The organism is Neisseria sp. P0001.S007, assembly GCF_051963655.1.
In the GTDB taxonomy this organism is placed as follows: domain Bacteria; phylum Pseudomonadota; class Gammaproteobacteria; order Burkholderiales; family Neisseriaceae; genus Neisseria; species Neisseria subflava_A.
On the sequence record NZ_JBQCUB010000008.1, the window covers coordinates 81,987 to 108,710 of the forward strand.

The window sequence follows — 26,724 nt, forward strand, 5'->3', positions numbered from 1 at the left end:
ACATGAGTACAGAATATGTAGGCAGCGTAACGCTGTATGTCGGTGCGACCGAGGTGGAAGTCACCAAGATTGATGTGAAAAACATCACAGGCAAAAAAGAAGTGAAAACCATGAACCGCACACGCCGCGTCAAAGGCTTTACGCGCGGTGTCGGCCAGTATGATATTTCTTTTACCGCCGTCGTGCCGACAGACGGTACGGTTATCGATTGGGACAAAATCGAAGACGCAAAAATCTCGCTGGTCCCTGATATCAATGGTGCGCGCCCAACCTCCTATCTTGGTTTTTGCGCGAAGGAAGCCGGTGAAAGCTATACGGTGGACAACGAATTGGTCATTGATGTGACCGGCTTTGCAACCCGTAAAGTGATTGAGTAAGCCATCCGAAACTGACACCTGTTAAAGACGGTTTAAATAGCCTTTAAACGATAATTGGATTTTTATCCGATTAACCGTTTAGAGGCTTTTATTATGTCTTCAATTTCCAAAGAACTCGAACATGCCGCAAAAGAGTATGAGCTGGTTGTTTCTCCCGACCTGAAAACCGTTTCAGGCCGTCTGAAGTACGGTATCTCTGTTGACGGCGCTGTCCATCGTGATTTTTCCATGCATCTGCTGACCGTGCGCGAAGATATGGCTATTGACCCAACGCTGGAGGGTCAGGCGCGTATGTTGGCAGCCTATTCAGCCTCTCTCGACCATATCGGTACGATTCAACCTGATGCCTTAACGCTAGACTTCTTGGCCGATGAGTTGGTCGCCACCGATTTTGACGCGCTTTATTTCGCCCAAGAGCTGTTAGCAAAAAAGCGTCTGTCCGTTCAGCCCGTGCCGACCGCTACCGATACGCAGTCTTGAAGCTGGGGAGCTACGGTATCTCTGCCGACGATATCGGCAAGATGACTCAGCCGGAGCTTGATGGATGGCTCAAACAGGCCGATTTGATTGACCGTGGCCGTGCCGCTCCCGTGGTGCTGCCCTGGTTTGCGCCGTCTGCCAAAACTTCAACCCCATCTGCATCTGGCGGACACACTCAAACCTTTATCAGTAAACGGAAGAAAAAATGAGCCGTAATACAATCGAATTAGTTGCCAAGTTCCGAGATGACGCAAGTGTCGGCCTGCGCCGCTTGGCGACCGAGGCCAACCGTACGATGCAGATTCAAAGCCGTGCGGCATCATCTTCCGGCAGGCAACAACAGCTGATGTATGCAGCTGCCGCCCGTTTGGGCATTCGCACAGAGCGTGAAATCCGCCGTGAAATCCAACGTACTCAAGCGGCCTACAACGCAATGGCCAAAAGCGGCCGTGCTTCGCACAATGAACTGGCGCGAGCCGCTCAACAGACGCGCAGCCGTATTCGTGAGTTAAATGCCGAAATGAACAGCGGCAGCCGTTTCAACCGAATGATCCAAGGAGGTAAAAGTTTGGCGCGCGGTGCGACTTCGGTTGCCGCCGGTGTCATGGCCGGCGGTTATGTGTTGGCCCAGCCGGTCAACCGGACAATGGACTATGACACGGAGCTGCGTCACGCGACCAATACCATGTATGCAGGCAAGACTTTGGCGGAAAAACGTGCCGGCATGGAGGAAATTAATAAAACGGTAAACGATGCCGCTTATCTTGGCGGAACATCTAAGGAAGCAGCCTTGCAGGCAATGAATACCATGGTGGCCAGCGGTTCGTTGAGTGATGCTGCCGTGAAGCAGATGTTGCCAACCGTAATGAAAACAGCACTGGCCGCCAATGCCGATGCCGATGATATTGCCAATATTGTGACCAAGGCGAAGCAGGCAGGGTTTAAAGAAGCCGATATTCCTGCTTTGCTTGACCGAGCCATGCAATCGGGCGCGGATGGCGGTTTTGAGCTGAAAGACATGGCGCGATGGTTGCCGCAACAGTTGGCAGCAATGAAGTCCGCAGGTATGGGCGCGACACTGGATAATTTCAGCAGTTTGTTAAATGCAAACCAACTGGCGTTTATGACTGCAGGCAGTACAGACGAAGCCGGTAACAACCTGGTCAACCTGCTGGCGAAAATCAGCAGTCAGGACATCGTTACTAAGGCAAAGAAAATCGACATTAACGGCCAAGAGGGTTTTGACTTCACGGCCAGTATGAATAAGCGTCAGGCTGCAGGCATGAACTCGCTGGACGCATTGGTCGATATTGTCAGTGAAATCGTGAGCAAGGATGAAAAGAGTGCGGCATTAATGAAACAAATGGCCGCTGCTCAAGGCGATGAGGCTAAGTTTGCTTTACTGGAAAACCAGAAAGCTTTGGTTGACGGTACGGCTGTCGGCCAGTTGGTTTCAGACCGCCAAGCCTTAATGGCGTTGCTCTCGCTCATCAACAACAAGCAAGAAGCCGCACGACTGCAGCAAGGACAAGCCAACGCCGCCGGTGCAGTAGATGGGGCTTATCAATTTGTGGCCGATGGCTCCGGATTCAAAAAAGAACAGCTCAAAACGGCATACAGCGAAGCTGAATATGGCGCATTCTCAAGCTTTACCGACATGGTGGCCAATAAGCTTAAAGGTATTGCCGACTGGGCCAGAGGTAATCAGGAAGCCGCGCAGACAGCGGTGGCGGCGGGTCAAGGGGCTGCGGCAGTATCCGCAACTGTGGGGACAAGCTCAATGGTAAGCGGCGGATGGCGGTTCTTCCAAGGCGGTCAAGGTGTTGCCAGTGCCGGCCGTTTTCTGCCTTCTGCAGGCTCAATGGGTGCCTTTACTTTAGGTGCTGCTCCGTTGGCCGCTATGGGCGGCGTAACACATTTGGCGGCGCAACGGGATAAATATGACGACTGGAGTAAACCGTTGGTGGCCTTCGCCGACCGCTTGCAGTCGTTTTTGCCTGATTTTATGTCGTCTGCCAAAAACGAATACATGAGAAAACGGGAGGAATTGGGTGGGAATAACTCTCCGCTCGACAGCCCTGTTCTCAAAGAGAGTATGGCGCAGCTCAGTCAATCTGCACAAACCAATCAGCAAGCCAGCCAACAGTATGTCACAGCGGCAACTGAAAATCAGGCTGCAACTGCCCAGCTTACCAATGCGGCCACCCAGATGACTGCGGCGGCGGCGCAAATGCGGGCGGCGGCAGGTAAGCCGATACCCGTTACAGTCACCGTTCAAAACGGCAATATTATGGCCTATATCAATCAAGCAGCGGCGCGTGCGGCAGCTAAAAATTAAGGATCCGTGATGAGTTGGAAAGATACTTTGCTTGATGCCAGTTTCAAGGGTGTCGGCTTTGATGTAATCGATGATACGTTGCGTGGCACGCACGCCTTAGCCGAACACGAATACCCGTTTGTTCAGGGTTCGGATATTGAGGACACGGGCGTATCGGCAATGGATATGAGCCTGACGACGGTATTATGGGGGGATGATTATGAAAGCAGGCTGCAAAGCCTGTTAGGTATTTTGCGGGAGACTGGTGCGGGCGAATTGATCCACCCGATTTACGGCAGCGTGCCCGATTGCGTGGTGGCTGATTTTGAAGCCGCTCATAATGAAGAAAATCCCGATTACTGTACGGTGCGGATGACCTTTAAGCAAAGTGTCAAAGCCGCCCCGTTCTTTGACCGTGAATTGCCGTCTGCACTGGCCGACGAAATCGATTGGCTGGCAGATTTGGCCTCATGGCAGGGTTTTGAGGTGTTTCAGACGGCCTTGGGCAAGATTCAAAAGGCACAAAGCCGTTGGAACGCATTTCATGCCACAGTATTGACGGCAGTCGGCGTTATGTATGGTCAGGTAAACGGCGTATTCACCGGCTCCATGAATCTTCTTAACAACCCGCGCGTATTGGTGGCTGAGTTGAAATCAGTATTCGGTGTGTTGGCAAATATGCACGTCGTAGGTAAAAGTGGGCTGGATGGCTGGCGCGATATGGTTGGCGGAGTGTCAAAAGCCGCCACTACGCCGTGGCAGGTAAGTCGCGGGACAGAAGGCAGCGTTTCGGCAATCGATTTGATTCAGCGTGCAAAGGTTGAAGATGTCGCTGCTTTCACAGTGTTCACCGCAACTGTTGGAGCGTGTGCTTTGGCAGAACAGGCCGCAGATATTCTGGCAACACAAATTGATGCGCCAACTTTGACGCCCGTGGAAATCTCACGCCTATTATCCGATACCCATGCTGCTTTGCAACGCACGCTGGCCGCAAACCGTATTTTGGCGATGATGTCGGCGGATGAGGCAAAGGCCGAGAAGATGGCTTATTCCCTGCTAAGGTTATACCAAACACCGGCAGACAGCGCCGACGACGTGTACCAACGTATCGAAGCGGCCGGTCTGTTGCCGAAAACACCATATCTTGAAACTGCCGCCGAACTGACTGAAAGTTTGCGTGATACGGCGCACAAGCTGCAAAAACAGGCTTTTGCCGTTTTGAATATGCGCCCTCCGTTAGTACAGAAAATTGTAGGACGTGATACCAGCCTGCATCTGTTGGCTTTTGAATGGTATGGCGATTACAGCCGTTTTGGCGAGTTGTTGCGTCTGAATCCGCAAATCCGGCATCCGAACTTTCTCAGTAAAGGAGAGGTGTTAAATGCCTACGCCAAATAATACTGTCACTCTGATGATTAACGGCAAAACTCATGGGCAGTGGACGAATTACGACATCGTTTCTGACCTGCTCACCCCCGCCGATGACTTTTCAGTCACTCTAGGCCGTCCTGTGGATGCTGTTCCAACTGCTGTGAAAGAAGGCGATAAAGTAGAAGTCCGTGTCGGTGGGGATACGGTATTGAGCGGCCGTATCGACCGTGTGCACACTACGACGGAGAAAGGCAATAAAACGCTGACCATTCAGGGCCGCGATGATGCCGGTATCCTGTTGGACTGTTCTGCACCGTTGTTTAATGCGCAGGATATGGATTTAAACCAAATTATTGAAAAAATCGTCAAGCCTTTGGGTTTGTCAAAAATCCGTATCGATGCAGCCAAAACCAATAAAACCCATAAAGTTCAAATCGAGCCCGGAAGCCGTGCATGGGATGCCTTGACGCAATATGCCGAAGCCAACGGTGTATGGCCTTGGGTGGAGCCTGACGGCACGTTGGTTGTCGGTGGTCCTGACTACACCACGGCACCTGTTGCCGAGTTGGTCTTACGGGTCAGTGGCGACAATAACAATATCAAGAGCTTGGAAGTCGAGCGCAATATGGCCGCTCGGTACAGTGAGGTCACGGTATTGGGGTAAAGTCATACCGGCAAGCACAATATCAAAGCGACGGTGAAAGATGAATCCCTTAAGCTGAGCCGGCCTTTAATTGTGACAGAGCCTGATGTTGACAGTCAGGCGGAAGCGGAACGTAAAGCAAAGAAACGCCTGGCGGACAGCCGCTTGGAAGGCTTGACCATCACGGCGGTGGTACAGGGACACCGAACCGATGACGGTACATTGTGGCAACCGGGTCAACGAATCAACGTATTGAGCGAACCGGACGGCATCGATTCGGTGTATTTCCTGATGGCGCGTACCTTTGTCGGAGGCAGAGGCCAATGCACGGAAACTGTATTAACGCTTAAAGAAGACGGTGCATGGGTGTTGGATGCCGATCCGCCTAAGAAAAAACAAGGCGCAGGCAAAAAAGATGGCAAGAAAACTGCACACAAGCCGTCTGAAAATAGAAAAGCCAACGGCCAAACGCCAGTCAAGCCGAAGAAACGCCGTCAGGCTAAAAAGCCAAAACAGGAATTGCAGGTTATTTAAATGGATATTAAAACCATAGATAAGCGTATCAAACAGGCGTTTAACACAGTCCGGCAAGCCTTTCGCGGAAAGGTTGCCAGAGTCCAGGCAGGTGGCGGTGTGCAAAAAATCCAAGTCGAAGGCTTGGACGGCGAAACCGTGCAAGACTTGGAGCATGCCGAAAACTTCGGCTTTACCAGCAATCCGCCTGCCGGGAGTGATTGCGTTGTTGTGCCGTTGGGGGGTAAAACCAGCCACGGTATTATCGTTACCACGACAAACGGCGCGTACCGCATTACCGGTTTGTCTGATGGCGAAACGGCTGTTTATAACGCTGACGGTGCTAAGATGGTGTTAAAGAAAGGCCGGGTTATCGAAATAGACTGCGAAATGCTGAATATCCAAGCCCCAAGCGGTGTAAATATTAAAGCTGCTGCCGGTGTAGATATTACAGCAGATAATGTGAAATGCTCTGCTCAAGTAACCGCGCAAGGCCAAATCAACGGCAATGGGGGTATGGCCGTGCAAGGCGGTAGCGGTACGACATTTATCGGCAACGTGGATATGATCGGCGATTTGAATACTACCGGCGCATTAACCAACAACGGTAAAGATGTCGGCAGTAATCACAAACACACTGAGACCAACGGTTCGGAAACCGGTGAAGTCATTTAAACTGCTTTTAAAGGCCGTCTGAAACAGAATCCTTATTGGGTTTTTAGACGGCCTTTCTATATTTGTCTGACATCAATCCACTCAAAGAAAGAGCGTCCATATCCGAAAATTCAGGTATGGACGCTTTACTCAACCCACAAACGGGCGGCTATGTGGTCAACCAATCCGCCCAATCCATCGAAAACGAGCTGTATATCCGCTTGGTAACACCCTTGGGCAGTTATTGGGCAGATCGCACGCTCGGCAGCCGCCTACACGAATTGCGCCGCCAAAAGCATTTAAAGCGCATTGAAGTGCTGGCCAAGCAATACGCCGAGCAAGCATTACAGCCTGTGCTTCAGTCTAAACGCGCCCAATCCATCCAAGTAACCACATCCACGCCGCAGCGTGGCTGGCTGAAATTGCATATTGAAGCTGTCGATGCCGCAGGCGATACCGTAACCCTTAGTCACAAAGTGGCCGTGATATGACGCAAGCACTTAATTTCGAGCAAATCCGCGCCAATTATCTGCGCGACCTACAAAACCAAAACCCTGCCGCCCATGTGCACGCAGGCAGCGACAACCATGTACGTGCTACCGCTATTGCTGCTGTGGGTGAAGGCCAATACCAGCATCAAGAGTGGATTTTGCGTCAAGCGTTTGCCGATACCGCCGACAGTGCCTACCTCGAAAAACACGCTGCCAAATATGGGATTTACCGAAAAACTGCCACCTTTGCGGGCGGTAAGGTGCGTGTTCGCGGCGCGGTCGGTGCAACGGTGCCTGTTGGCCAACAAATCAATGTGGGCGATAAGGTGTATTTAGCCGCCGAATCTGCCGTTATCGGTACGCTTGGAAGCACCGAGATAGCCGTTATCGCCACTATTTCGGGTAGTGCTCAAAATCAAACCGCCGAAACCGCGGCTACGCTGCAAAGCGTACCTGCGGGGATTGACAGTTCTGCCGTCTTGCTAACGATGGTTGGCGGTACAGATGCCGAAAGCGATGAGAGCCTGTTGGCACGATATGAAGAACGCCTGCGCCGACCAGCTGCGGGCGGTAACCAATACGATTTCCGCAATTGGTGCTTGGAAGTGCCGGGTGTGATTGATGCATTCATTTACCCGTTACGTCGTGGCAACGGCTTTGTCGATGCTGTTATTTTGGGTGAAAACGGTATTCCCAGCGCGGAAACACTGGCCGCCGTACAAGCTCATGTCGATGCGGTACGACCTGTTACCCGTAAAAACGGCTTTCTAGCCCTTGCGCCCAGTATCCAGACTGTAAATGTGACCGTCACCATTACCTTAAGCAACGGCACGGATACCGATACGGCCACTGCCGCCATCAAATCAGCTGTGAACGCCTATTTTGATGCTTTAAAGCCTGGTGACGCCCTAATTAAAAGCCAGTTGGAAACCTTAATAAGCGAAGTGTACGGCGTGCATGACCGTGTCTTAACCACACCCGTAGGCAATATCAAGCCCCAGGAAAGTGCCGAAGACATTTACTGGCTGCGTCCTGGCAGTATTAGCGTGGAGTACACCACGTGAGCCATCAAGCCTTACTTGCCGCTATGCGCCCGCCTGTCAGCTACGACACCGTAGGAGATACGGCAGAAATCAAAGCTGAAGCGGGTGTGTTTGATATTGTGGCCGATCATGCGGAAGGAGTGAAAAATGCGCCGTTCCCTGACGCGGAAAACGATTACCTGTACCGCTGGGAAGAGCTGCTGGCCATCACCCCGCCTGCCGGAGCCAATACCCAACAACGTACTGATGCTGTGCTGGCCAAACTCAACGCCTTGGGTGGTTTGAGCATTGCCTACTTTACCGCCATCGCCGAATCGGCGGGCTACACCGTAAACATTTATGAAGAAGACCAATTCCGTGCCGGAGAAAGCTGTGCCGGAGATTGTTTGAATACTGAAGATGCTATTTGGCGTTGGTGCGTCGACATCGCCGACGGGAAAGCCACCGCTTATATTTTCAGAGCCGGACAAAGCCGTGCAGGCGACCGCATCAGTGTCTATATGGATCCAATCATCGAAACTATGTTTGAAGAATTAAAACCGGCATGGACATTGTGCCGCTTTGAATACGAGGAATGATATGAAGCAAATCGAAACCCACGACGGCCAATTCGTTGACGGTACGCGCCGTATTCCCGGCACTCCAGTGCCTGCCTGGTGGCTTAATCAACAACAGGCGGAGCCCTTAAACGTTATTAAAGCTGCTGGAATTGAGCCAGATAAAGACGATGATACGCAGCTATTGCAGGCCATTCGCAAGATTAGCAAAGAAGGTAGCAGTGAAATTGTTAAAAATGCACCTATGGTAATTTATGCAGTTACAAGGGCAGATTTTATCGCCAAGCAACAAACTAAAGAAATCAAAGGCCTTCCTGATGGTGCGGTGGCTGTGGTGCAAGGTTATATCTATCAAAAGAAAGCTGGCAGCCGTTATATTCCGGACCTGCCCGGCTGGTTGCCAATCAACGAGTCATTCGGGCATTTCGATGATACTTATACTGAGTCTAACCTGCCGACAGTTGTTCGATGCCGTTACCGTACGGAGGGTGGGAAGCGTTGGAATATCACGGAAGTTATCAACCCACGCCCGGGTTGTGTCAAGAAAATTCTGCTTGGTACCCCAGATGAACAGAAAAAAATTAAATTGGAAAAACTGCATGAGTATGTCGGTAAAAGCCAGTCCCGCATCCTATTGAGTTGCGACGGGTGGACAACTCCGCCTGCTGACGGAAAGGCAGCTTTGCAAGGGTTGCAAATTGTCGATGGTAAAGTGCATAGAGACTGGGCAACCTCCGATTTCGATACTAACGCGGCAGCAGTTTGGCTGCGTAACGGCAAGCTGCAGGCTGCGAAAAGTAAGGATGGGAAAAGTGCAGCAAAATGGGTCGATGAAGGGGCAGAGTGGACGGCTAGTTTCGCCCGTGGCCCCGTGCTTGTAGAGGATGGTCGTGTTGTTCCAAATGCAGACACTTATTTAAGCGCGCGAGCCGCAATCGGCCAGCGAGCCGACCGCAGCCTTGTATTCCTGAATCTTGAAGGCGTTAGTGGCTCTTATGGGGCAACCCTTCAGGAGTCTGCCCAAATTATGGCGGATGAACAATGTGTAACTGCCATTGCCTTAGATGCAGGAGGCTCATCACAAGTTTGGTACGGTGATGCCTACGCATGTCCGTCTTCTGATGGCAATTTTCAAACTGGTCGGGCAATTCCCTCGGCAATTGAAATTATTGCCGATGTGGTTGAACCTTATAACACTGGGTGGATTCCAGTGTCTGTCATTAATGGATTGACTGCTGGTAGCGATGGTCAAGACGGAGCTGCAATTGCATATCGACAAGTTGGTGGTGATATTGAACTGAGAATTGATGCAGTTTATGGGTTTAAGGCAGGTGTTGAGACAATTGTTACAACAGAAGAGATCCCTAAACGATACCGAAATCAAGACTACCGTCCGATTCGAGATATCGCTTGCGGTTTTGGCGGTGCGATCGTTCCTTGGTGGAGTGGTACATACATCAGCATTAAGCCATTGTCAGACACCCCTTATGCATATGGATATTCGACGTGGCATGCAAAAAACAGTAAGTGATTAATACAAGATTCAGAGGGAATTATGTTTTATATTTTTAGTAGTAATGGCCATTTTGTGGAGCAAATGGCATTCAAGCCACAAGTATTGCCGGCCGAATATTTTTATTTGGAAGTAGCTGATTCGAAAGAGATGGGAGAGTACCTATTCTCAGATGGCCGCGCCGTCTTGTCGACAGATGTCCCGCCTCCTTCTGTGGATTACATCCTCCAAAATGGAGAATGGGTATTGCCTGAAAATCATACCGAAATGATTTTATCGGCTGCTAAAAAACAAAAATTAAAAGACCTGAATAATTCTGCCCAAGCTTTTATCGACACAAATTCAGGAGCAAACCTAGTTCCAGACTTTGAGTTTGCAAGCTGGGCAATTCAAGCCGCTGAAGCGAAGGCTTGGCAGGAAGATAAAGCCGCGCCAACGCCAGTGCTTGACGGCATTGCCACCGCCCGCGGTATGTCAGCAGACACGCTTAAAGCAGCGGCTTTGCGTAAAACGCTGGCTTACGAACAACTCGCTGCACATGTGGCAGGTCAACGACAAGCGCTGCAAAGCAAAATCGAAGCAGCGAAAACTCAGGCCGCGCTTGATAAGATTGCAGTCGTATTCACACTGCCGGAGGCCGTCTGAATGGTTCAAGTCTATTTGGCACTCTATACAATCAACACCCCGCGCGATGTGGTTAAACGCATTGCCGACAGCGTTGTACGATTGGCAACATGCAGCCCGTACAGCCATTGTGAAATCGCTGTTAAGCACCCACGCGACGGCCTGTTTGATTGTTATTCGTCTAGCGCGAGAGACGGCGGGGTGCGCATTAAAACTATGCCGCTGCCTGCTGATAAATGGGACTTAATCCCGCTGCCGCAATCTGTTGCCATATCGGCCAGCCGCTTGTTCCACCGTACACACGGGGCAGGTTACGACTGGCTAGGTGCGATTGGCGTAGTACTCAAATCACCACACAGCAAAAGCCGCTGGTTTTGCAGCGAATGGTGCACATATGTAATAGGCTACACTAACCCGTGCCGATACAGCCCGCAAACCCTGTATGCCGCGGTATCAACTAAAGATAGGCCGTCTGAGAAAATGGAGGAAACAAAGTAATTTAGAAAGTTTTAAATAATAAAGAGGAGCGGCGACGTGTCTGTGTTGCGAGCACCGGCACGCCAGCCAAGCAGATGTACCCTGCATTGACTTCAAGGCCGCTTTGCCTAGCTAGGCGGCGGTAATTCTAACCTAAACGGAGTTAATGCGACATGGTTTATTATCGTGAATTACGTTGTGTCTACTGCAAAAAACTGTTGGCCAAGGGCAGCGGTAACGTACAAATCAAGTGTAACCGTTGTAAAACGGTTAATACTTTCAGCTAGACAACCATTACTAAGAATGTCGTCGAGCATCATTTTAAAACTGATTTCAGAACACCAGCGAGAGTGTCGGAGAGTAAGTAAAAATGATGCAAAAATACCACTCAACGGCCCCGCTGCCATTTGTCGGACAGAAGCGATATTTCATTAAACACTTCACTAAAGTATTGTCGCAAATTCCCGCTGACGGCAAACATTGGACAATTGTAGACGTATTCGGCGGCAGCGGCTTGTTGGCACACGTTGCAAAACGTATCAAACCGCAGGCGCGGGTAATTTACAACGACTATGACAACTACTCAGACCGCCTGCGGCACATCCCAGATTACAACCGTTTGCGTGAACAAATCGCGCAGATAGTTGGCGGCATCCCCAAAGGCTCAAGGCTAGACCCTGAACGCACCCGATCAGTGCAACAAACAATCACTAATTTCCAAGGCCACATTGATGTGCGCGTACTTTCATCATGGCTTTTATTTAGTGCCAAACAGGCAAATTCGCTTGAACAATTGCTGGGGATTGAGTTCTACAATAAGGTACGCCAATCCCCGTACTCCATCGCTGCCGACTATTTAGACGGCCTCGAAATCACCCGGCAAGACTATAATCTTTTGATGGCTGAGCATCAGCATAACCCCAATACTCTGCTGGTATTAGACCCGCCTTATGTGTCCACTGCTCAGGGTGCGTATGCCGCTGATAAATACTTTAATATGGTTAGCTTCCTGCGTATGATTCAGTATATGCGCCCACCGTTTATCCTATTTAGCTCCACCCGTAGCGAGGCGCTGGACTACTTCCAATTTTTGCAAGAGTGCGAACCGGACAAATACCGGCGCTTCAGCGGCTACAATATCGTTTCACTAGATGCCAAGATGGGTAAAGGAATCGAGTATCAGGACAATATGATTTATAAAATAGATTAACCCGCCTAAACGGCGGGCGGTATCAAAGTTCCACCTTATAGCGCGGCCTAACTAGGTGTCAAAGATTTTCCGAAAAGGTGCTAAAGTTCGCGCCGCCTTATATATGATAAGCCTAAAATCGACGTATCCTATTCCGTTTACTTGTATGTCGAAGAGTGGAATGGTTAGTTAAATTTAAAGCCCGTTTAAATCATCTTTAAACGGGCTTTCTTGTGCAAAAGCTGACAGAATTTTAAAATCTCACAAAGTGCAAAAGCTGGCGCGAAATTGTGCAAAAGCCGCCGCCGCCTTACAGTAGTATCCATGATTCTGAATAACGAAGACGGCTTATTCAAAATGAAGCTTGAAGACGGTACGGAAGTAGATCGTCCGCTTTACTTCTGCCATATCGACGGCTTGGATAAACGTAAATTTAACGCGCATGAACTTACTGAAGAAGAAATCATGTCTGCACCGTTGCGAGATATTATTCCGCAAGGCGCCGTCTTGATTGTAGATGAAGCGCACTATACCTATCCTGTTCGTGCTGCCGGTCGCCCCGTTCCTCCCTATATCCAAGAATTAACCGAACTTCGCCATTACGGCCATACAGTTATCTTGATGACCCAACACCCAAGTCAGCTTGACGTATTTGTACGTAATCTTGTTTCAAAACATACTCATCTTGAACGCAAAGCCGTGGGCATGAAGCAGTATTCTTGGTATAAATGTGTTACAAACCTTGATAATCCCGCCGGTGTCAGCGGTGTTGAATCAGCTAGTTGGAAGCCGCCTAAAGATGCTTTCAAGTATTACAAATCATCCAGCCAGCATCAGAAGTTTAAAAAGAATATTCCGCTTGCTGTTTGGGCTTTGGTAGCTATTTTTGCTTTTATGGCTTGGAAAGGTTTCAACGTCTATCAGATTTATAAACAGGGTAGCGGCCAATCTGAAGTGGTTCAATCTGTTTCTGATTCCTCTGCAAGTGAACCGCAGGCAATAAATGAAACTGATCAATCTAAAAGTACACAAGATATAAATTCAAATCTTAAGCCTGAAGATTTTGTACCTACCCTAGCCGAAAAACCTGAAAGTAAACCCATTTATGACAATGTAAGACAAGTTAAAACGTTTGAATACATCGCCGGTTGCGTTGAAGGTGGTAATAGTGGTTGTACTTGTTATAGCACCCAAGGCACGCCGCTAAAAGAAGTTTCTAAAACCATGTGCAAGGACTACGTGAAAAACGGCCTTCCGTTCAACCCATATAAGGATGAGCATCAAACAGCGCAACAGCCACAAACAGCATCGCAGACAGCCTACGCACCTGAAAATGGACAAGTTCTTACGATGGGCGGTAAAAGCCCTCAAAACCTGATGTATGACGGCTATGTTGAAGCAGGTGAAAAAACAGGATTTCAAAACGGTGCTAAGGTCGGCAGTTAAGAGATATTTATTTAATTGTTGATGTAGCCTAAGCGGAATCAACGGTTAAATAAATATCAATGGGGTGCGGGAACTCCCGCCTTTTTGAAATTGGGTAAATTAAATTGAAACCTGTAAATCGTTTTAATTAAGACGGTTTACAGGTTTTTGTTTAAGCGCAAAACAAAAGCCTGGGCGGTTTAGACAGTATAACAGCCAAAGTTAAAAACTGAAGAAAAGATATGTCGAACCGTCCAATTACCTTAAAGATTGAATATCATCATAGCCATTACAGGCTGAATAAATAAGGAAAATGAAATGAATGTAATAGGTTTAGACGTATCAAAAGACACCATGGACGCAACATTGATTACAACTAAAGGAAGCAAAGACTATATAAAAATATCCAATAGTACAGAAGGATTTGAGAATCTGATTAATTGGATAAAAACAAAACGAATTAGAAAAATTGCCATAAGTATGGAAGCAACAGGCATTTACTACGAACAGGCGGCAGAATATTTGAGCGCACTATACACCGTTTATGTTATTAATCCCTTGAAAATAAAAGAATACGCAAAAAGTCAGTTTAGCCATACCAAAACAGACAAATCAGATTCAAAACTTATCGCTGAATTTGCAAATCAACACTTAGACAAACTGACACCGTTTAGGCCGTCTGAAAATCCTACCCTCTACAAACTGATAAATCTGTTGCAACAACTTAAGGAGCAGCAAAAAGAAACACAAAACAGGTTGCATACCGCAAAAGACATATACATAAAATCAACCCATGAATCAATCATAGAACTACTTGAAGAAAAAATAGATCAGACATCAAAGCGGATAGAAGGCATGATAAAACAGAAAGAAAGTCTAAATATCGAATATCAAAACCTGCAAACCATACCGGCAATAGGAAAAGAAACCGCAGTGATCCTACTAAGACACCTGACAGATAAAAATTTTGAAACAGCGAATAAATTTGTAGCCTTTGCCGGTCTAAGTCCAAAAATTGAACAATCAGGGACAAGTGTCAATAAAAAAGGCCGATTGAGCCGATACGGACACCGCCAATTAAAACGCGCCTTGTTCATGCCTGCCCTTGTTGCCTACCGAATGAATGCATTTCCTCAACTTGTAAGCAATTTGGAAGCGGCAAAAAAGCCTAAGATGATAATCATCGTTGCACTAATGCGGAAATTGGCGAAAATCGCCTTTTATATACACAAGACTAAAAAGCCGTTTGATAAAGCGCGACATCAGACGGTTTAACGAATTTATACAAAATAAAACGGCTGTAAAAACAGCCGTTCTTTGTCGTTTCTGTTGAAAATGCAATAACTAAATATCTATTAAAAACAATGATATAATAAATTAACTTATTTTAATAATTGACAGGTCAATATATCATCTTTTCATTATTGAAAAAAACTTAAGCGTTCAATGCGGACAAAACCTTGGCGACAACTTCTGATACGGCAACGGCTTGAGCCTGATTGTCACGGCGCTCGGCATATTCGACATTGCCTTCTTTTAAGGCGCGATCGCCGATCACGATGCGGTGAGGAATACCCAACAGCTCGGAGTCATTCAGCAATACGCCCGCACGTTCGTCGCGGTCATCCAACAATACATCTGCACCGGCAGCCAAAAGCTCGGCATAGATTTTGTCGGCGGCTTCGCGTACAGCTTCTGATTTTTTGTAGTTCATCGGCACGATAACGACTTCAAACGGCGCCATTGCTTTGGTCCAAACAATGCCTTTTTCGTCGTTGTTTTGCTCGATGGCGGCGGCAACAACGCGGGTAATACCGATACCGTAGCAGCCCATTTCCATGATTTGGGATTTGCCGTTATTATCCAAGAAGCTGACATTCATGGCTTGGGTATATTTGTCGCGCAATTGGAAGACATGGCCGACTTCAATACCGCGCGCCAGTTTCAGACGGCCTTGTTCGTCAGGGCTGATATCGCCTTCGATGACATTGCGCAAATCGACAAATTCAGGCTCAGCAGCATCTCGGCCGAAGTTGAAGCCGGTATAGTGGTAGTCGTCTTCGTTCGCGCCGATAACCCAGTCTGCGCCTTTTTCGGTGGCGAAATCGGCATAGACTTTACCTTTGAAGCCGACAGGGCCGAGAGAGCCGCCGTTTGCACCGAACTGTTCAACAATCGCGGCAGGGCTTGCCATGGTCAGCGGTGATTTCACGCCGGCCAGTTTTTCTGCCTTGATGTCGTTAAATTCATGGTCGCCACGCAACAGCAGCAGGATGAGTTCGCCTTCGTTTTCGCCTTCAACCACGATGGATTTGAGGGTTTGTTCAACCGGAATATTGAGGAATTCAACCAAAGACTCAATGGTTTTGACGTTTGGTGTATGTACTTTGGTCAACTCGGCATGAGCAGCGGCGCGTTCGCCTTTAAGTGGCAAGGTAGGTGCCAATTCGATATTGGCGGCGTAATCAGAAGTGTCGCTATATGCAATAACGTCTTCGCCGCTCTCTGCCAATACTTGGAATTCGTGAGAGCCGGTACCACCGATGCTGCCGGTGTCTGCGGCGACGGGGCGGAATTCCAAGCCCAGACGGGTAAAGATACGACAGTAAGCGTCGTACATATCTTGATAGGTCGTCTGAAGCGAGGCATAGTCGGCATGGAAGGAATAAGCGTCTTTCATGACGAACTCGCGCGCACGCATCACACCAAAGCGCGGACGCACTTCATCGCGGAATTTGGTTTGGATGTGATAAAAGTTTTTCGGCAGTTGTTTGTAGCTGTTGACTTCTTTGCGCACGATGTCGGCAATGACTTCTTCACAAGTAGGACCCATACAGAAATCACGGTCATGACGGTCTTTCAGGCGCAGCAGTTCTTTACCGTAAAACTCCCAGCGGCCGGATTCCTGCCACAGTTCGGCAGGTTGTACCACCGGCATCAGCAGCTCCACGCTACCTGCGCGGGCCATTTCTTCGCGCACGATATTTTCAACTTTGCGCAATACGCGCAGACCCATCGGCATCCAAGTATAAAGACCTGATGCGTTGGCTTTGATCAAGCCGGCACGAATCATCAGCTTGTGGCTGGCAAGTACGGCTTCGGCAGGGGCTTCTTTAAGGGTAGAAATGAAGAACTGGGAGGCTTTCATGGCGTATTTTTCTTTCTTAAAAATAAGTGCGTATTGTAACGCAAAATGTATGGCCGCGTGTCTTTTGAATGGCACCTGATGAAATCGGCCGTTGTTTTACGCAGCTTTTGATTCGGGGCGATTTTTAGGGATGTCAACCCTAATTTATGCACAAAGCCGCATAACCTTGTTTTACCTATAAATTTTCACTGTATGATTATAGTAAAATATTATAAATATAACTATTTGATTTTATTATATTTTATTTGATTAAATTTTAGTCAATTTAAGACTTGGTTTGTTCCTAAAGAAAATTTTACGATTACCCAAAGCTTATCAACAGATTTATCCACAGAGATTGTGTATAGATTTTAAATGCTGTCGGCGTAATGATTTCGCATGATTGGCAAGCCTTGTTTAAAGCAGATTTGGTTGCCTTAAAAAGATGGGGCAACAACACGATGGGCAGGTTTTGCGCTAACATTCTGCTTATTGTTGTTTCCTTACAAGGAATAAAATGAAAAATTCAGAATTGCATTTGCTGGAACGCAGAAAGATGTTTAACGGGTATCAGGAACGGTACCGCCATTTTTCTCAAACCTGCCGGACGGATATGGTATTTGATGTCTATCTGCCGCCACAAGTCTTAAAAGGTTATCCCGCGCCTGTTTTATATTTTCTTTCCGGCTTAAATAGTGATGGTTCTGAATTGGTTCGGCAAAGCGGAATCCAACGTTTTGCAGCGCAATGGAATATTATTGTGGTTTTTCCGGATACCTCGCCACGCGGTCAGCATGTTGCCGACAGCGGTGAACATTATCTTGGACAGGGCGCTGGATTTTATGTCAATGCAACTGAAGCACCTTGGGCGCAGCATTACCAAATGGAGAGCTATATCAGCCAAGAATTGCCTGATTTGATCGAGCATCATTTCCCGGTAATGAAAGAGCGCAGCATTGCAGGTTTCAGTATGGGCGGGCATGGTGCGTTGCATTTGGCTTTGAAGCATTCTGGTCGATATGCTGCGGTTTCCGCTTTTGCGCCTTTATGTCATCCCGTCGATACGGAAGGCGGCAGGCAGGCGTTTTCTGCTTATTTGGGGCAAAACGTGGAAACATGGAAACGCTATGACAGTACAGAGCTGCTTCAGACGGCCTCGCATAAATTGCCTGTTTTGATTGATGTCGGCAGTGAAGATGCTTTGTATCCTGAAGTCCTGCAACCGGAAGCGTTTGTCCGCTCAGCACGCGAAAAAGGTTTCAATATCCAATATAAAGTACGTCCGGGCTATGGGCATGACTATTTCTTTATTGCCAGTTTTATCGATTCGCATATTGAGTTTCACGCTCAGGCATTAGGGCTTTAAACTATATTAAATAAAAGGCCGTCTGAAATCCGATTAATGGTCGGATTTCAGACGGCCTTTATTTGGTCTTTTTGTAACCTTTAATTTCAAACAGGCTTATTCCTCAGGACGTTCGCCGTCGGTATCGTCTAATTTACCTTCGGTAATATCGACATTGATACCGACTGCTGCACGGATTTTGGCATCGATTTCGTTGGCGATATCAGGATTTTCTTTCAGCCAAACGCGTACATTGTCTTTACCTTGGCCGATTTTTGCACCGTTGTAGCTGTACCATGCACCGGATTTCTCAACGATGTTATGTTTGACCCCCAAGTCGATCAATTCACCTTCCCAGCTGATGCCTTCGCCGTAAAGAATATCGAATTCGGCTTGACGGAATGGAGGCGCAACTTTGTTTTTGATGACTTTGACTTTGGTTTCGTTACCAATGACGTCATCACCTTTTTTAATCTGACCGGTACGGCGGATGTCGAGGCGGACGGAGGCGTAGAATTTGAGCGCGTTACCGCCGGTTGTGGTTTCAGGGCTGCCAAACATCACGCCGATTTTCATACGGATTTGGTTGATGAAAACAACCAATGTATTGGTGCGTTTGATGTGGCCGGTCAGTTTGCGCAGGGCTTGGCTCATTAGGCGGGCTTGCAGGCCGACGTGGCTGTCGCCCATTTCGCCTTCGATCTCGGCTTTAGGCACAAGTGCTGCTACGGAGTCGACAACGACCATATCGATACCGCCTGAGCGCACCAAGGTATCGCAGATTTCCAATGCCTGTTCGCCAGTATCCGGTTGGGAGAGATAGAGTTCTTCGACTTTTACGCCGAGTTTGCGGGCATAAATCGGGTCAAAAGCATGCTCGGCATCGATGAATGCGCAGATGCCGCCATTTTTTTGGCATTGGGCAATGGCTTCGAGACAGAGTGTGGTTTTACCGGAGGATTCCGGGCCGAAAATTTCAACCACGCGGCCGCGGGGCAGACCGCCAACGCCGAGTGCCAAGTCCACGCCGAGGGAGCCGGTGGAAATAACATCAAGGTTTTCTTCCTGTTGGCTGCCGTCCATTTTCATGATGGAGCCTTTGCCGAAGTTTTTTTCGATTTGGGCAAGGGCGGCGGCTAAGGCTTTGCTTTTTTCGTCTGACATGTTTTCTCTCCGAAAGGAAATATGAATCGCTAAGAATTTATTTAGCTATTATCGCATAAATTAAGAAAAAGTATAGTTTTATTTTTATTTTTCAGACGGTCTGTGTTTTTTGTATGCAACAGGCCGTCTGAAATGTTGAATAATCAATCAGTTGGTTAATGATGCAAAAACTTGGAAATAGTCGGGGAAAGTTTTATGCGTACATTTTGGGTCGTTGATGATGATGGGGGCGCCCAAAAGCGAAGCCAGAGAGAAACACATGGCCATGCGGTGGTCGTCGTAAGTATCGATGACGGCATCAGGTGTAAGCGTTTCGGGCGGCATAATATGGATGGCTTCGGCTTCTTCGATGACTTCTGCACCCAGTTTGCGCAGTTCGGTTGCCATGGCGGCGATACGGTCGGTTTCTTTGACGCGCCATGAACCGATATTGCGTAGGGTGCATGGTTGCTTAGTGGCCAGTGCGACGATAGCCAGAGTCATGGCCGCGTCTGGAATATGGTTGGCATCCAAATCAAAAGCCTGAATCTTGCGCTCGGCGGGACGGGAAATCTCAACAAAATTTTCGCCCCAAATGACATCCGCACCGATTTTCTCCAGTTCGCGTGCAAAGGCAACGTCGCCTTGAATGCTGTGTGCGCCGATACCGGTTACGCGGATGGGTGTACCCGCAATCAGGCCTGCGCCCAAGAAATAAGACGCGCTGGAGGCATCGCCTTCTACATATAAATGTTCGGGCGCATGATATTTTGCACCGGCCGGGATTTTAAATACACGGTAGTCTTCATTGATGATGTCCACACCAAACTGCGCCATCAGCTTGAGCGTGATGTCGATATAAGGTTTGGAAATCAACTCACCTACCATGTGGATTTCAAATGCTTGTCCGGTCAACGGCAAAGCCATCAATAGGGCGGTCAGGAATTGGCTGGACACATTGCCTTTAATCGGAATAATGCGCTCGCCGTTGTCTTGGTGTTTGCCGATCTGAAGCGGCGGATAGTTTTCATTGCCCAGATATTGTACGTCTGCACCTGCAATGCGTAGCGCATCCACCAAATCGCCGATGGGGCGTTCGTGCATACGCGGCACGCCATGCAGATGATAGTCGCCTCCCAAAATGGCAAGCGCGGCAGTCAAAGGGCGGAATGCCGTACCGGCGTTGCCTAAAAACAAATCGGCAGTTTGGTTGGGAAAGCGGCCTCCGGTGCCATGAATTTTCAGACGGCCTTCAGGTAAAGATTCAATGTGTACGCCGAGTTTGTCGAGTGCTTCAAGCATTCGGTCGGTATCGTCGGATTTGAGCAAAGAATGGATTTCGCAAACGTTGTCGGAGAGTGCTGCCAAGAGCAACGTGCGGTTGCTGATGCTTTTGGAACCAGGCAGGGCAACGATGGAGGGCTTGAGTGTGGAAGCGGGCAGGCGGATGGATTCGGTCATGGCTGGGCTAAGCTCGTTTGAATTGTAAATAGACCGATATTATACGCAGGCAAAGGCCGTCTGAAAAATGAAGAGAGCGCAATATATTTGTTAAAAAATGAATTTTTATATCGTTACACTATTTTCCAATCATTTATTTTGAAATTTTCTGCTCCTGTTTTATGTTTGCCGCTATAACTTATTTTGTTGTGGCAGGTATATAACCAAACACCATAAGAAAATCAGAAACCATTCTTTCCCATTTTTTCAGACGGCCTTTAATATCGGCGGACAATCATTGATAAAGCAAGAGCACGACCATGAGCCATTATCCTTTGTTTGCCGATTTGAGAGACCGTCCTGTTTTACTGGCAGGCGCGGGCAAGGTTGCCGAACGCAAGGCGGAAAGTCTGTTGTCTGCCGGAGCGCGCGTGCGTGTTGTTGCGGAAACTTTGAATCCGCAGTTTCAGCAATGGGCGGTTGAAGAAAAAATAGTTTGGCTGGGCGGCTTGTTTGAAGAAGCCATGTTGGACGAGGTGTATTTCGTTATTGCGGCGACGGATGATGATGGGTTTAACCGCCGTATTTTTGAAGCAGCGGAGCGACAGGCAAAATTGTGCAATACGGTGGATACGGCGGATTTGTGTTCATTTATTGTGCCTGCTGTGGTGGATAGAGGACCGTTGAAGATAGCCATATCCAGCGGCGGTACTGCGCCTGTATTGGCGCGTAAATGGCGGCAGATTATTGAAACATTGATTCCGCTGCATACGGGTACGATGGCGCGTATTGCAGGAAAATGGCGCGAAAAGGTTAAACAGACTATTCATCATGTCGAACGACGCCGTTATTTTTGGGAAAAGTTGTTCGACAGCCGTTTCAGTATTTTTGCGGCTCAAAACAATATCGAAGCGGCAGAACGCGAGTTGATAACTCAGTTGAATCAGGAAACGCCGTTTGGCGGCGAAGTGGTTTTGGTGGGTGCAGGGCCGGGCGATCCGGGCTTGCTGACCATACATGCTTTGCAGGCGATACAGGCTGCGGATACGGTGTTTTACGATGCTTTGGTGTCGGATGAGATTTTGGCGATGGTACGCAAAGATGCGGTGAAAATCAGCGTGGGCAAACGCGCCGGTGCGCACCATGTTCAGCAGGAAGAAACCAACCGTCTATTGGTTGAACACGCTCAAAAAGGCGAGCGTGTGGTAAGGTTAAAAGGCGGCGATCCTTTTGTTTTCGGGCGCGGCGGGGAGGAAGTGCAAACCCTGCATCAGGCCGGAATTGCCTACCGCATTGTGCCGGGCATTACTGCTGCACTTGGAGCTACTGCTTATGCCGGTATTCCGTTAACCCATCGCGATTGCGCCCAAAGTGCTTTATTTGTGACCGGCCACAGCAAACACGAGGGCAATCAGCCTGATTGGCAGACTTTGGCTTTAAGCCGTCAAACGCTGGTAATCTATATGGGCACGCTTAAAGCGGCTGAGATTGCGGGAAAACTAATGGCTTATGGCAGGCAGCCTTCTACGCCCGTTGCCGTGATTTCTAATGGCACTTTACCCAATCAAACCGTGCGGACAGGCCGTCTGAAAGATTTGGGCTTGTTGGCTGCCGAAGCAGAGCGTCCGGCTTTAATGGTAATTGGCGAAGTGGTTGCCCTGCGCGATGAGATGAAATGGTTTGGAGAATTTGTCGAATGCTATGAAGAAGCTGCATAAAGAGGATTGATCAAACAAGGCCGTCTGAATATTGGTTTTCAGACGGCCTTGCCTTATTTAAAAGCTTGGCAATATTGCTGATAACGTTCTGCCAGTCCATATAGGATGATGGCTGTCAGCCCCCAAATGTCGTAGTGTCGGAAAGGCAGGGCGGGGAGGGCGAGGGTTTGATTGTTGTGATGAAGCTGGCGGAATGTGTAGTTTTGCAGGTTTAAGGTGAAGTCCAAAGGCAGATAAAAAATTTCTGCTACTTCATCGGGATTTGCTTTTGGGTTGATGGGCTGGGTGCAAATTGCCGGAACAGGCGTAACACGGTAGCAGGAAGGCGTGTCATAAAAGGGTAGCGGTGCAAAAGTTTGCCATGCGGTAATCGGAATGGCGGTTTCTTCATATGCTTCTCTTAACGCCGTTGCCGTTAGGCTGTCGTCTTGAACATCTTTGCGCCCGCCGGCAAAGGCGATTTGTCCTGTGTGCTGCCTTAAGGTCTCGGCCCTTTTGGTCAGTAAGATTTGCCACGCACCTTCATGCAAGGCAATGCCGACCAAAACGGCTGCTTCTTTGACCGTTTGGGCGGTAACTAATTGATTGCGCTCTGCTTGCATACGGCTGCTGAAGCGTGAAGCTTGAGTTAGGAAGTGGATAAGTTGGTCGGTATTCATTTTTAGCGCTGATCGTTTTATGCAGATGAGGATTACACAAGGTTTACGGTTACCGTGTCAACAAAATAGGGTGCGTGTGTTACAGTTATGCCTGAATGATAAATAAAGCTTTGCATCTGTTCTGCAAGTGCTTAGGCCGTCTGAAAATGCCGGCAGGTTCTCAAAAAGGATAGTTATGTTGTTTTCCCCATCCCGTATTCGAGTGGCAGCTGCGGCTGTCATGATGTTGTTTGCTACACAAACTTTTGCAGCGCCCGGCGATTCAAATGCAGTTTTTGAATCGGCTAAGATTATTAAAAAGAAAAGCCGTGCTGACCGTTTTTCTCCTGAAGAGCGCGAGCAGGAGCGGATACGTCTGTTGGGTATACAAAACCGCACTTCGCAGGTTTTTACTTTGTTAAATTCAGAACTAGCCTTGCAAAAGGGTGATGCGGCTTCTGCGCTGTTTACTTATATTTTAACGTTGCATCGCACTAAATCTCCCGAAGTGGCCGAACGCGCTTTGGAGATGGCGGTTTCTTTAAATGCCTTTGAACAGGCTGAAGCCATTTACCAAAAATGGCGCGAAATCGAGCCGGAGCCTGGTGAAACACAAAAGCGTATGACTTGGTTGCGAAATTTGCTGCTGGGCAAAGCCGATAAGAATTTGAGCGGATTGGATAAGGTGATTGCCGGCGGTAGTGAAGACGAGCAAAAGCGCGTGTTCCTGCTTTTGGCACAAACCGCAGCACAACAGCCGAATCTGACCAGCGATGCGGTCAAGCAAGTACATAAAACAGCATTGAATTATAAAGACTTCCCTGAAGCGGCGATTGCAGATGCAATTTTTAGTGCAAAAGACGGTCAAAAGAAACACGCCATTGCCGCATTGCAACGCTTGGCCAAGTTGGACAACGAAATTCTGCCGCCGACTTTTGTTACCCTGCGGCTGATGGCGCAACGGCATCCTGATATTCTGGAAGGCTTTTTCAAAGAGACAGACACCAAAACCTTATCTCCGATTTGGCAGGAATTGGATATCGCCAATTTGATCGCCCATGGTCAAAATGATAAGGCATTCAAGCGCTTGCAGACGTTGTTAGAAGAAAATCCCAACCCTGATTTGTATATTCAGGCCGCCTTATTGTCAGCCAGCAAGACAGAAAATATTTCTGCGGTAAACAGCTATCTAGAAAAGGCTTATAAAGCCGGTACGGAGGAGCAGCGCAGCCGTGCGGCGTTGATTGGCGCGGTTTCTTACAATGATGTTGAAGAATTGGCCAAAGCCAAACAATGGCTGGACAAGGTAACGGCAACTGCTTATACGTTTGATAAAACCATTTTGGCCGCTTCTATCGAAGCCAAACAGGGTAACCATAAAGAGGCTTGGGCATTGGTACAACGCGCACAAAAAATGCCCGAGCAAAGAGGACGTTATTTTGAAGCTAAGGATTTGTTGAGTACGGCTTTGTTTGTATTGTCTAAAAACACCAATCTTCAAGAATCGTTGAACGCTTTGAACAGCTTGGTAAACTCCACCGAAAAATCCTTGAAAACCCAAGCTTCTCCGGAGTTGCTTGCTAATGTGTTGTATCAGCGTTCGATGGTTTATGAGAAGCTGAATCAGCCAGGCAAGGCGATTGCCGATTTGCGCCGTGTGGTAGAGTTGTATCCGGATAATCCGCACGGTTGGAATGCTTTGGGCTATACCTTGCTGTCCAACGGCAAGGATTTGGAAGAAGCGTTTAAAATGGTTCAGACGGCCTATCAAATGGAGCCGGAAAGCGCAGCAATTAATGATAGTGTAGGCTGGGCATATTATCTTAAAGGCGATGCCCAAATGGCTTTGCCGTATATCCAATATGCCTATGAAAAAGAACCTGAAGCCGAAGTCGCCGCACATTTGGGCGAAGTCCTATGGGCACTTGGCGACCAAGAGAAGGCCAAAGAAATCTGGAATGACGGTTTGAAACGCGGAAGCAATCTCCGAGTATTAAAAGAGACAATGTCCAAATTCGGTATAACGTCCAGTAAGCCGCATACTCAAAAACACAAATAAAACCGAAAGGCCGTCTGAAAAGCGTTTGATTTCAGACGGCCTATGAAGGAATATCTATGAATGTAAAACAATTATCATCGGTTGCAGCCTTATTGCTTTTAGCCGCTTGTGCACAGCCAAACTTACCTCAGCAAAACAGTTGGCAAGCAGCAGAGCAGGTGCAGGATTTTAGCGCAGACGGTCGATTGGCTGTCAAAGTGGAAGGAAAAGGCTCTTATGCCAATTTTGACTGGACTTATCAGAACGCGGTTCAAACCATTGATGTGAATACACCATTGGGCAATACCGTTGGCCAGCTGTGTCAAGATAGCGAAGGCGTATTGGCAGTAGACAGTAAGGGTAAGGTTTATCAGGCGGAAACGGCTGAGGAATTGAGCAGACAGCTTTTAGGCTTTGCTTTGCCGGTTCAATATCTGCATATTTGGGCTGATGGTAAACGCGTTGCCAATGCGCCATACAAAATCCTGCCTGATGGCCGTCTGGAGCAGTTTGACTGGACAATATCGCGTACTTTAAATAGTTCAGGACAACCCAAAACGCTTCAACTTGAGAATGCCAAGTTTAATATCCGCTTGGTGTTTGACACGGTAAATCACTCTTTGGATAAGAATGGAAAAACCCGATGCGCAGCACGCAAATAGAGGATGCCATGTATGTTTCAGAGGAAATCCAAGCCTTTCCTGCCCCGGCCAAATTAAATTTGGATTTGAGGATTACCGGCCGCAGGAGCGATGGTTATCATAATTTGGAAAGTATTTTCTGTTTGATCGGCTTATATGATACCGTTCATCTGAAAATACGTACTGATGGGCAGATTATTCTGCATACGCCGGTAGAAGGGCTTGAACCCGAACAGGACTTGACTTATCGGGCGGCTAAATTATTGCTGCCATATGCAAGCGTGGCGTATGGTGTCGAAATCTGGTTGGATAAGGTGATTCCGACCGGAGGCGGATTGGGCGGCGGCAGCTCTGATGCAGCCACTGTCTTGATGGTTTTAAACCAATGGTGGCAATGCGGCTTGAGCAGGCAGCAACTGATTGATTTAGGCGTAAGTCTTGGTGCAGATGTTCCTTTTTTTATTTTTGGAAAAAGTGCTTTTGCCAAAGGCGTAGGCGAGAAATTGGCTGAAATAGATGTACCTAAACAATGGTATGTTATCGTTAAGCCCCCTGTTCATGTGGCAACAGCTAAAATTTTTGCACATGAAGGCTTGACACGGGATTCCAAACCCAGCATAATGCCGACTTTCCAATCATTACAGCCGTTTCAAAATGATATGCAGACGGTTGTATTTCAGGAATATTCTGAAGTTTGGAAGGCTTATGTTGAGTTATCCCAATATGGTTATGCATTAATGACCGGTTCCGGGGCTTGTTTGTTTATAGCAAGTACATCTCATCAAGAAGCAAATACAATTTACCAACAGGTTTCTCAATCATATGAAGCTTATTGTGTGGAAGGATTAGATATTCATCCGCTGTTTCATATGATTTAGTAAGTTGGGGAGTCGTCAAGCGGTTAAGACACTGGATTTTGATTCCAGCATGCGAAGGTTCGAATCCTTCCTCCCCAGCCAA

25 protein-coding genes, 1 tRNA gene and 1 pseudogene are annotated in these 26,724 nt (G+C 48.1%); 23 read left to right on the forward strand and 4 right to left on the reverse strand.

Features of this window, described 5'->3' with window-relative positions; translation table 11 throughout:
- The first annotated feature begins 2 nt into the window (after positions 1-2).
- From ACTHRE_RS08285 to ACTHRE_RS08365, 17 genes and pseudogenes are all read left to right on the forward strand, one after another.
- Positions 3-377, forward strand: coding sequence for a hypothetical protein (locus ACTHRE_RS08285; protein WP_004520443.1), 375 nt, complete (start codon positions 3-5; stop codon positions 375-377).
- Positions 378-470: 93 nt separating this feature from the next.
- Positions 471-857 (forward strand): hypothetical protein, encoded by a 387-nt coding sequence (locus ACTHRE_RS08290; RefSeq protein WP_128581828.1) that lies wholly within the window; start codon positions 471-473, stop codon positions 855-857.
- The gene (locus tag ACTHRE_RS08295) at positions 854-1,066 is read left to right on the forward strand and encodes a hypothetical protein (RefSeq protein ID WP_049335913.1); all 213 of its coding nucleotides are present in this window, start codon (positions 854-856) and stop codon (positions 1,064-1,066) included. Before ACTHRE_RS08290 ends, ACTHRE_RS08295 begins: the two co-directional genes overlap by 4 nt.
- A complete protein-coding gene (locus ACTHRE_RS08300) occupies positions 1,063-3,195 on the forward strand; it encodes a phage tail tape measure protein (RefSeq protein WP_440344962.1) in 2,133 nt (710 codons plus the stop codon). The genes ACTHRE_RS08295 and ACTHRE_RS08300 overlap by 4 nt, the downstream gene beginning before the upstream one ends.
- Before the next feature lie 9 nt (positions 3,196-3,204).
- On the forward strand, positions 3,205-4,572 hold the full coding sequence (locus ACTHRE_RS08305; RefSeq protein ID WP_440344961.1) for a DNA circularization protein: 1,368 nt from the start codon (positions 3,205-3,207) through the stop codon (positions 4,570-4,572).
- Positions 4,556-5,722: pseudogene (locus ACTHRE_RS08310) on the forward strand (phage baseplate assembly protein). The gene ACTHRE_RS08305 and the pseudogene ACTHRE_RS08310 overlap by 17 nt, the downstream one beginning before the upstream one ends.
- Positions 5,723-6,376, forward strand: coding sequence for a phage baseplate assembly protein V (locus tag ACTHRE_RS08315; RefSeq protein ID WP_440344960.1), 654 nt, complete (start codon positions 5,723-5,725; stop codon positions 6,374-6,376).
- 116 nt (positions 6,377-6,492) lie between these two features.
- Positions 6,493-6,846 carry a phage GP46 family protein gene (locus ACTHRE_RS08320; RefSeq protein WP_004520436.1) on the forward strand — a complete coding sequence of 118 codons (354 nt, stop codon included), beginning with the start codon at positions 6,493-6,495 and terminating at the stop codon, positions 6,844-6,846.
- The gene (locus tag ACTHRE_RS08325; protein WP_440344959.1) at positions 6,843-7,910 is read left to right on the forward strand and encodes a baseplate J/gp47 family protein; all 1,068 of its coding nucleotides are present in this window, start codon (positions 6,843-6,845) and stop codon (positions 7,908-7,910) included. The genes ACTHRE_RS08320 and ACTHRE_RS08325 overlap by 4 nt, the downstream gene beginning before the upstream one ends.
- Positions 7,907-8,467, forward strand: coding sequence for a putative phage tail protein (locus ACTHRE_RS08330; RefSeq protein ID WP_440344958.1), 561 nt, complete (start codon positions 7,907-7,909; stop codon positions 8,465-8,467). Before ACTHRE_RS08325 ends, ACTHRE_RS08330 begins: the two co-directional genes overlap by 4 nt.
- Position 8,468: 1 nt before the next feature.
- Positions 8,469-9,977 carry a phosphodiester glycosidase family protein gene (locus ACTHRE_RS08335; RefSeq protein WP_440344957.1) on the forward strand — a complete coding sequence of 503 codons (1,509 nt, stop codon included), beginning with the start codon at positions 8,469-8,471 and terminating at the stop codon, positions 9,975-9,977.
- 24 nt (positions 9,978-10,001) lie between these two features.
- The gene (locus ACTHRE_RS08340; RefSeq protein WP_440344956.1) at positions 10,002-10,604 is read left to right on the forward strand and encodes a hypothetical protein; all 603 of its coding nucleotides are present in this window, start codon (positions 10,002-10,004) and stop codon (positions 10,602-10,604) included.
- A complete protein-coding gene (locus tag ACTHRE_RS08345) occupies positions 10,605-11,081 on the forward strand; it encodes a hypothetical protein (protein ID WP_440344955.1) in 477 nt (158 codons plus the stop codon). It abuts the gene before it with no gap.
- 152 nt (positions 11,082-11,233) lie between these two features.
- Positions 11,234-11,347, forward strand: coding sequence for a zinc finger domain-containing protein (locus tag ACTHRE_RS08350; protein ID WP_083774570.1), 114 nt, complete (start codon positions 11,234-11,236; stop codon positions 11,345-11,347).
- Positions 11,348-11,430: 83 nt separating this feature from the next.
- A complete protein-coding gene (locus tag ACTHRE_RS08355; RefSeq protein ID WP_440344954.1) occupies positions 11,431-12,270 on the forward strand; it encodes a hypothetical protein in 840 nt (279 codons plus the stop codon).
- A gap of 303 nt (positions 12,271-12,573) precedes the next feature.
- Complete coding sequence (locus ACTHRE_RS08360) at positions 12,574-13,695, forward strand: zonular occludens toxin domain-containing protein (protein WP_440344953.1); 1,122 nt, start codon at positions 12,574-12,576, stop codon at positions 13,693-13,695.
- A gap of 297 nt (positions 13,696-13,992) precedes the next feature.
- On the forward strand, positions 13,993-14,949 hold the full coding sequence (locus ACTHRE_RS08365; protein ID WP_377073811.1) for an IS110 family transposase: 957 nt from the start codon (positions 13,993-13,995) through the stop codon (positions 14,947-14,949).
- 160 nt (positions 14,950-15,109) lie between these two features.
- Here ACTHRE_RS08365 and ACTHRE_RS08370 read toward each other — a convergent pair whose 3' ends face one another.
- Positions 15,110-16,822, reverse strand: coding sequence for a proline--tRNA ligase (locus tag ACTHRE_RS08370; protein WP_070645722.1), 1,713 nt, complete (start codon positions 16,820-16,822; stop codon positions 15,110-15,112).
- Between the two features lie 496 nt (positions 16,823-17,318).
- Between ACTHRE_RS08370 and fghA the strand changes: the two genes are divergently transcribed.
- The gene (gene fghA, locus ACTHRE_RS08375; protein ID WP_070645724.1) at positions 17,319-18,167 is read left to right on the forward strand and encodes an S-formylglutathione hydrolase; all 849 of its coding nucleotides are present in this window, start codon (positions 17,319-17,321) and stop codon (positions 18,165-18,167) included.
- A 96-nt stretch (positions 18,168-18,263) separates the two neighbouring features.
- On the opposite strand, the gene recA is transcribed toward fghA, so the two are convergent.
- Positions 18,264-19,310 carry a recombinase RecA gene (gene recA / locus ACTHRE_RS08380; protein ID WP_070713923.1) on the reverse strand — a complete coding sequence of 349 codons (1,047 nt, stop codon included), beginning with the start codon at positions 19,308-19,310 and terminating at the stop codon, positions 18,264-18,266.
- A gap of 147 nt (positions 19,311-19,457) precedes the next feature.
- Positions 19,458-20,750: a 3-phosphoshikimate 1-carboxyvinyltransferase gene (aroA, locus tag ACTHRE_RS08385; RefSeq protein ID WP_440344952.1), complete on the reverse strand. Its 1,293-nt coding sequence runs from the start codon at positions 20,748-20,750 to the stop codon at positions 19,458-19,460.
- Positions 20,751-21,049: 299 nt separating this feature from the next.
- Here aroA and cysG point away from each other — a divergent pair, with 299 nt between their 5' ends.
- A complete protein-coding gene (cysG, locus tag ACTHRE_RS08390; RefSeq protein ID WP_440344951.1) occupies positions 21,050-22,447 on the forward strand; it encodes a siroheme synthase CysG in 1,398 nt (465 codons plus the stop codon).
- Between the two features lie 53 nt (positions 22,448-22,500).
- Here cysG and ACTHRE_RS08395 read toward each other — a convergent pair whose 3' ends face one another.
- Positions 22,501-23,106 (reverse strand): CoA pyrophosphatase, encoded by a 606-nt coding sequence (locus tag ACTHRE_RS08395; RefSeq protein WP_070645732.1) that lies wholly within the window; start codon positions 23,104-23,106, stop codon positions 22,501-22,503.
- Between the two features lie 175 nt (positions 23,107-23,281).
- Between ACTHRE_RS08395 and ACTHRE_RS08400 the strand changes: the two genes are divergently transcribed.
- From ACTHRE_RS08400 to ACTHRE_RS08415, 4 genes are all read left to right on the forward strand, one after another.
- On the forward strand, positions 23,282-25,144 hold the full coding sequence (locus ACTHRE_RS08400) for a tetratricopeptide repeat protein (RefSeq protein ID WP_377073809.1): 1,863 nt from the start codon (positions 23,282-23,284) through the stop codon (positions 25,142-25,144).
- A gap of 56 nt (positions 25,145-25,200) precedes the next feature.
- Positions 25,201-25,785, forward strand: a complete 585-nt coding sequence (lolB, locus tag ACTHRE_RS08405) for a lipoprotein insertase outer membrane protein LolB (protein WP_377073808.1) — start codon at positions 25,201-25,203, stop codon at positions 25,783-25,785.
- Positions 25,786-25,793: 8 nt separating this feature from the next.
- Positions 25,794-26,642, forward strand: a complete 849-nt coding sequence (gene ispE / locus ACTHRE_RS08410) for a 4-(cytidine 5'-diphospho)-2-C-methyl-D-erythritol kinase (RefSeq protein ID WP_440344989.1) — start codon at positions 25,794-25,796, stop codon at positions 26,640-26,642.
- 5 nt (positions 26,643-26,647) lie between these two features.
- Positions 26,648-26,723, forward strand: a tRNA-Gln gene (locus ACTHRE_RS08415).
- Position 26,724: the final 1 nt, after the last annotated feature.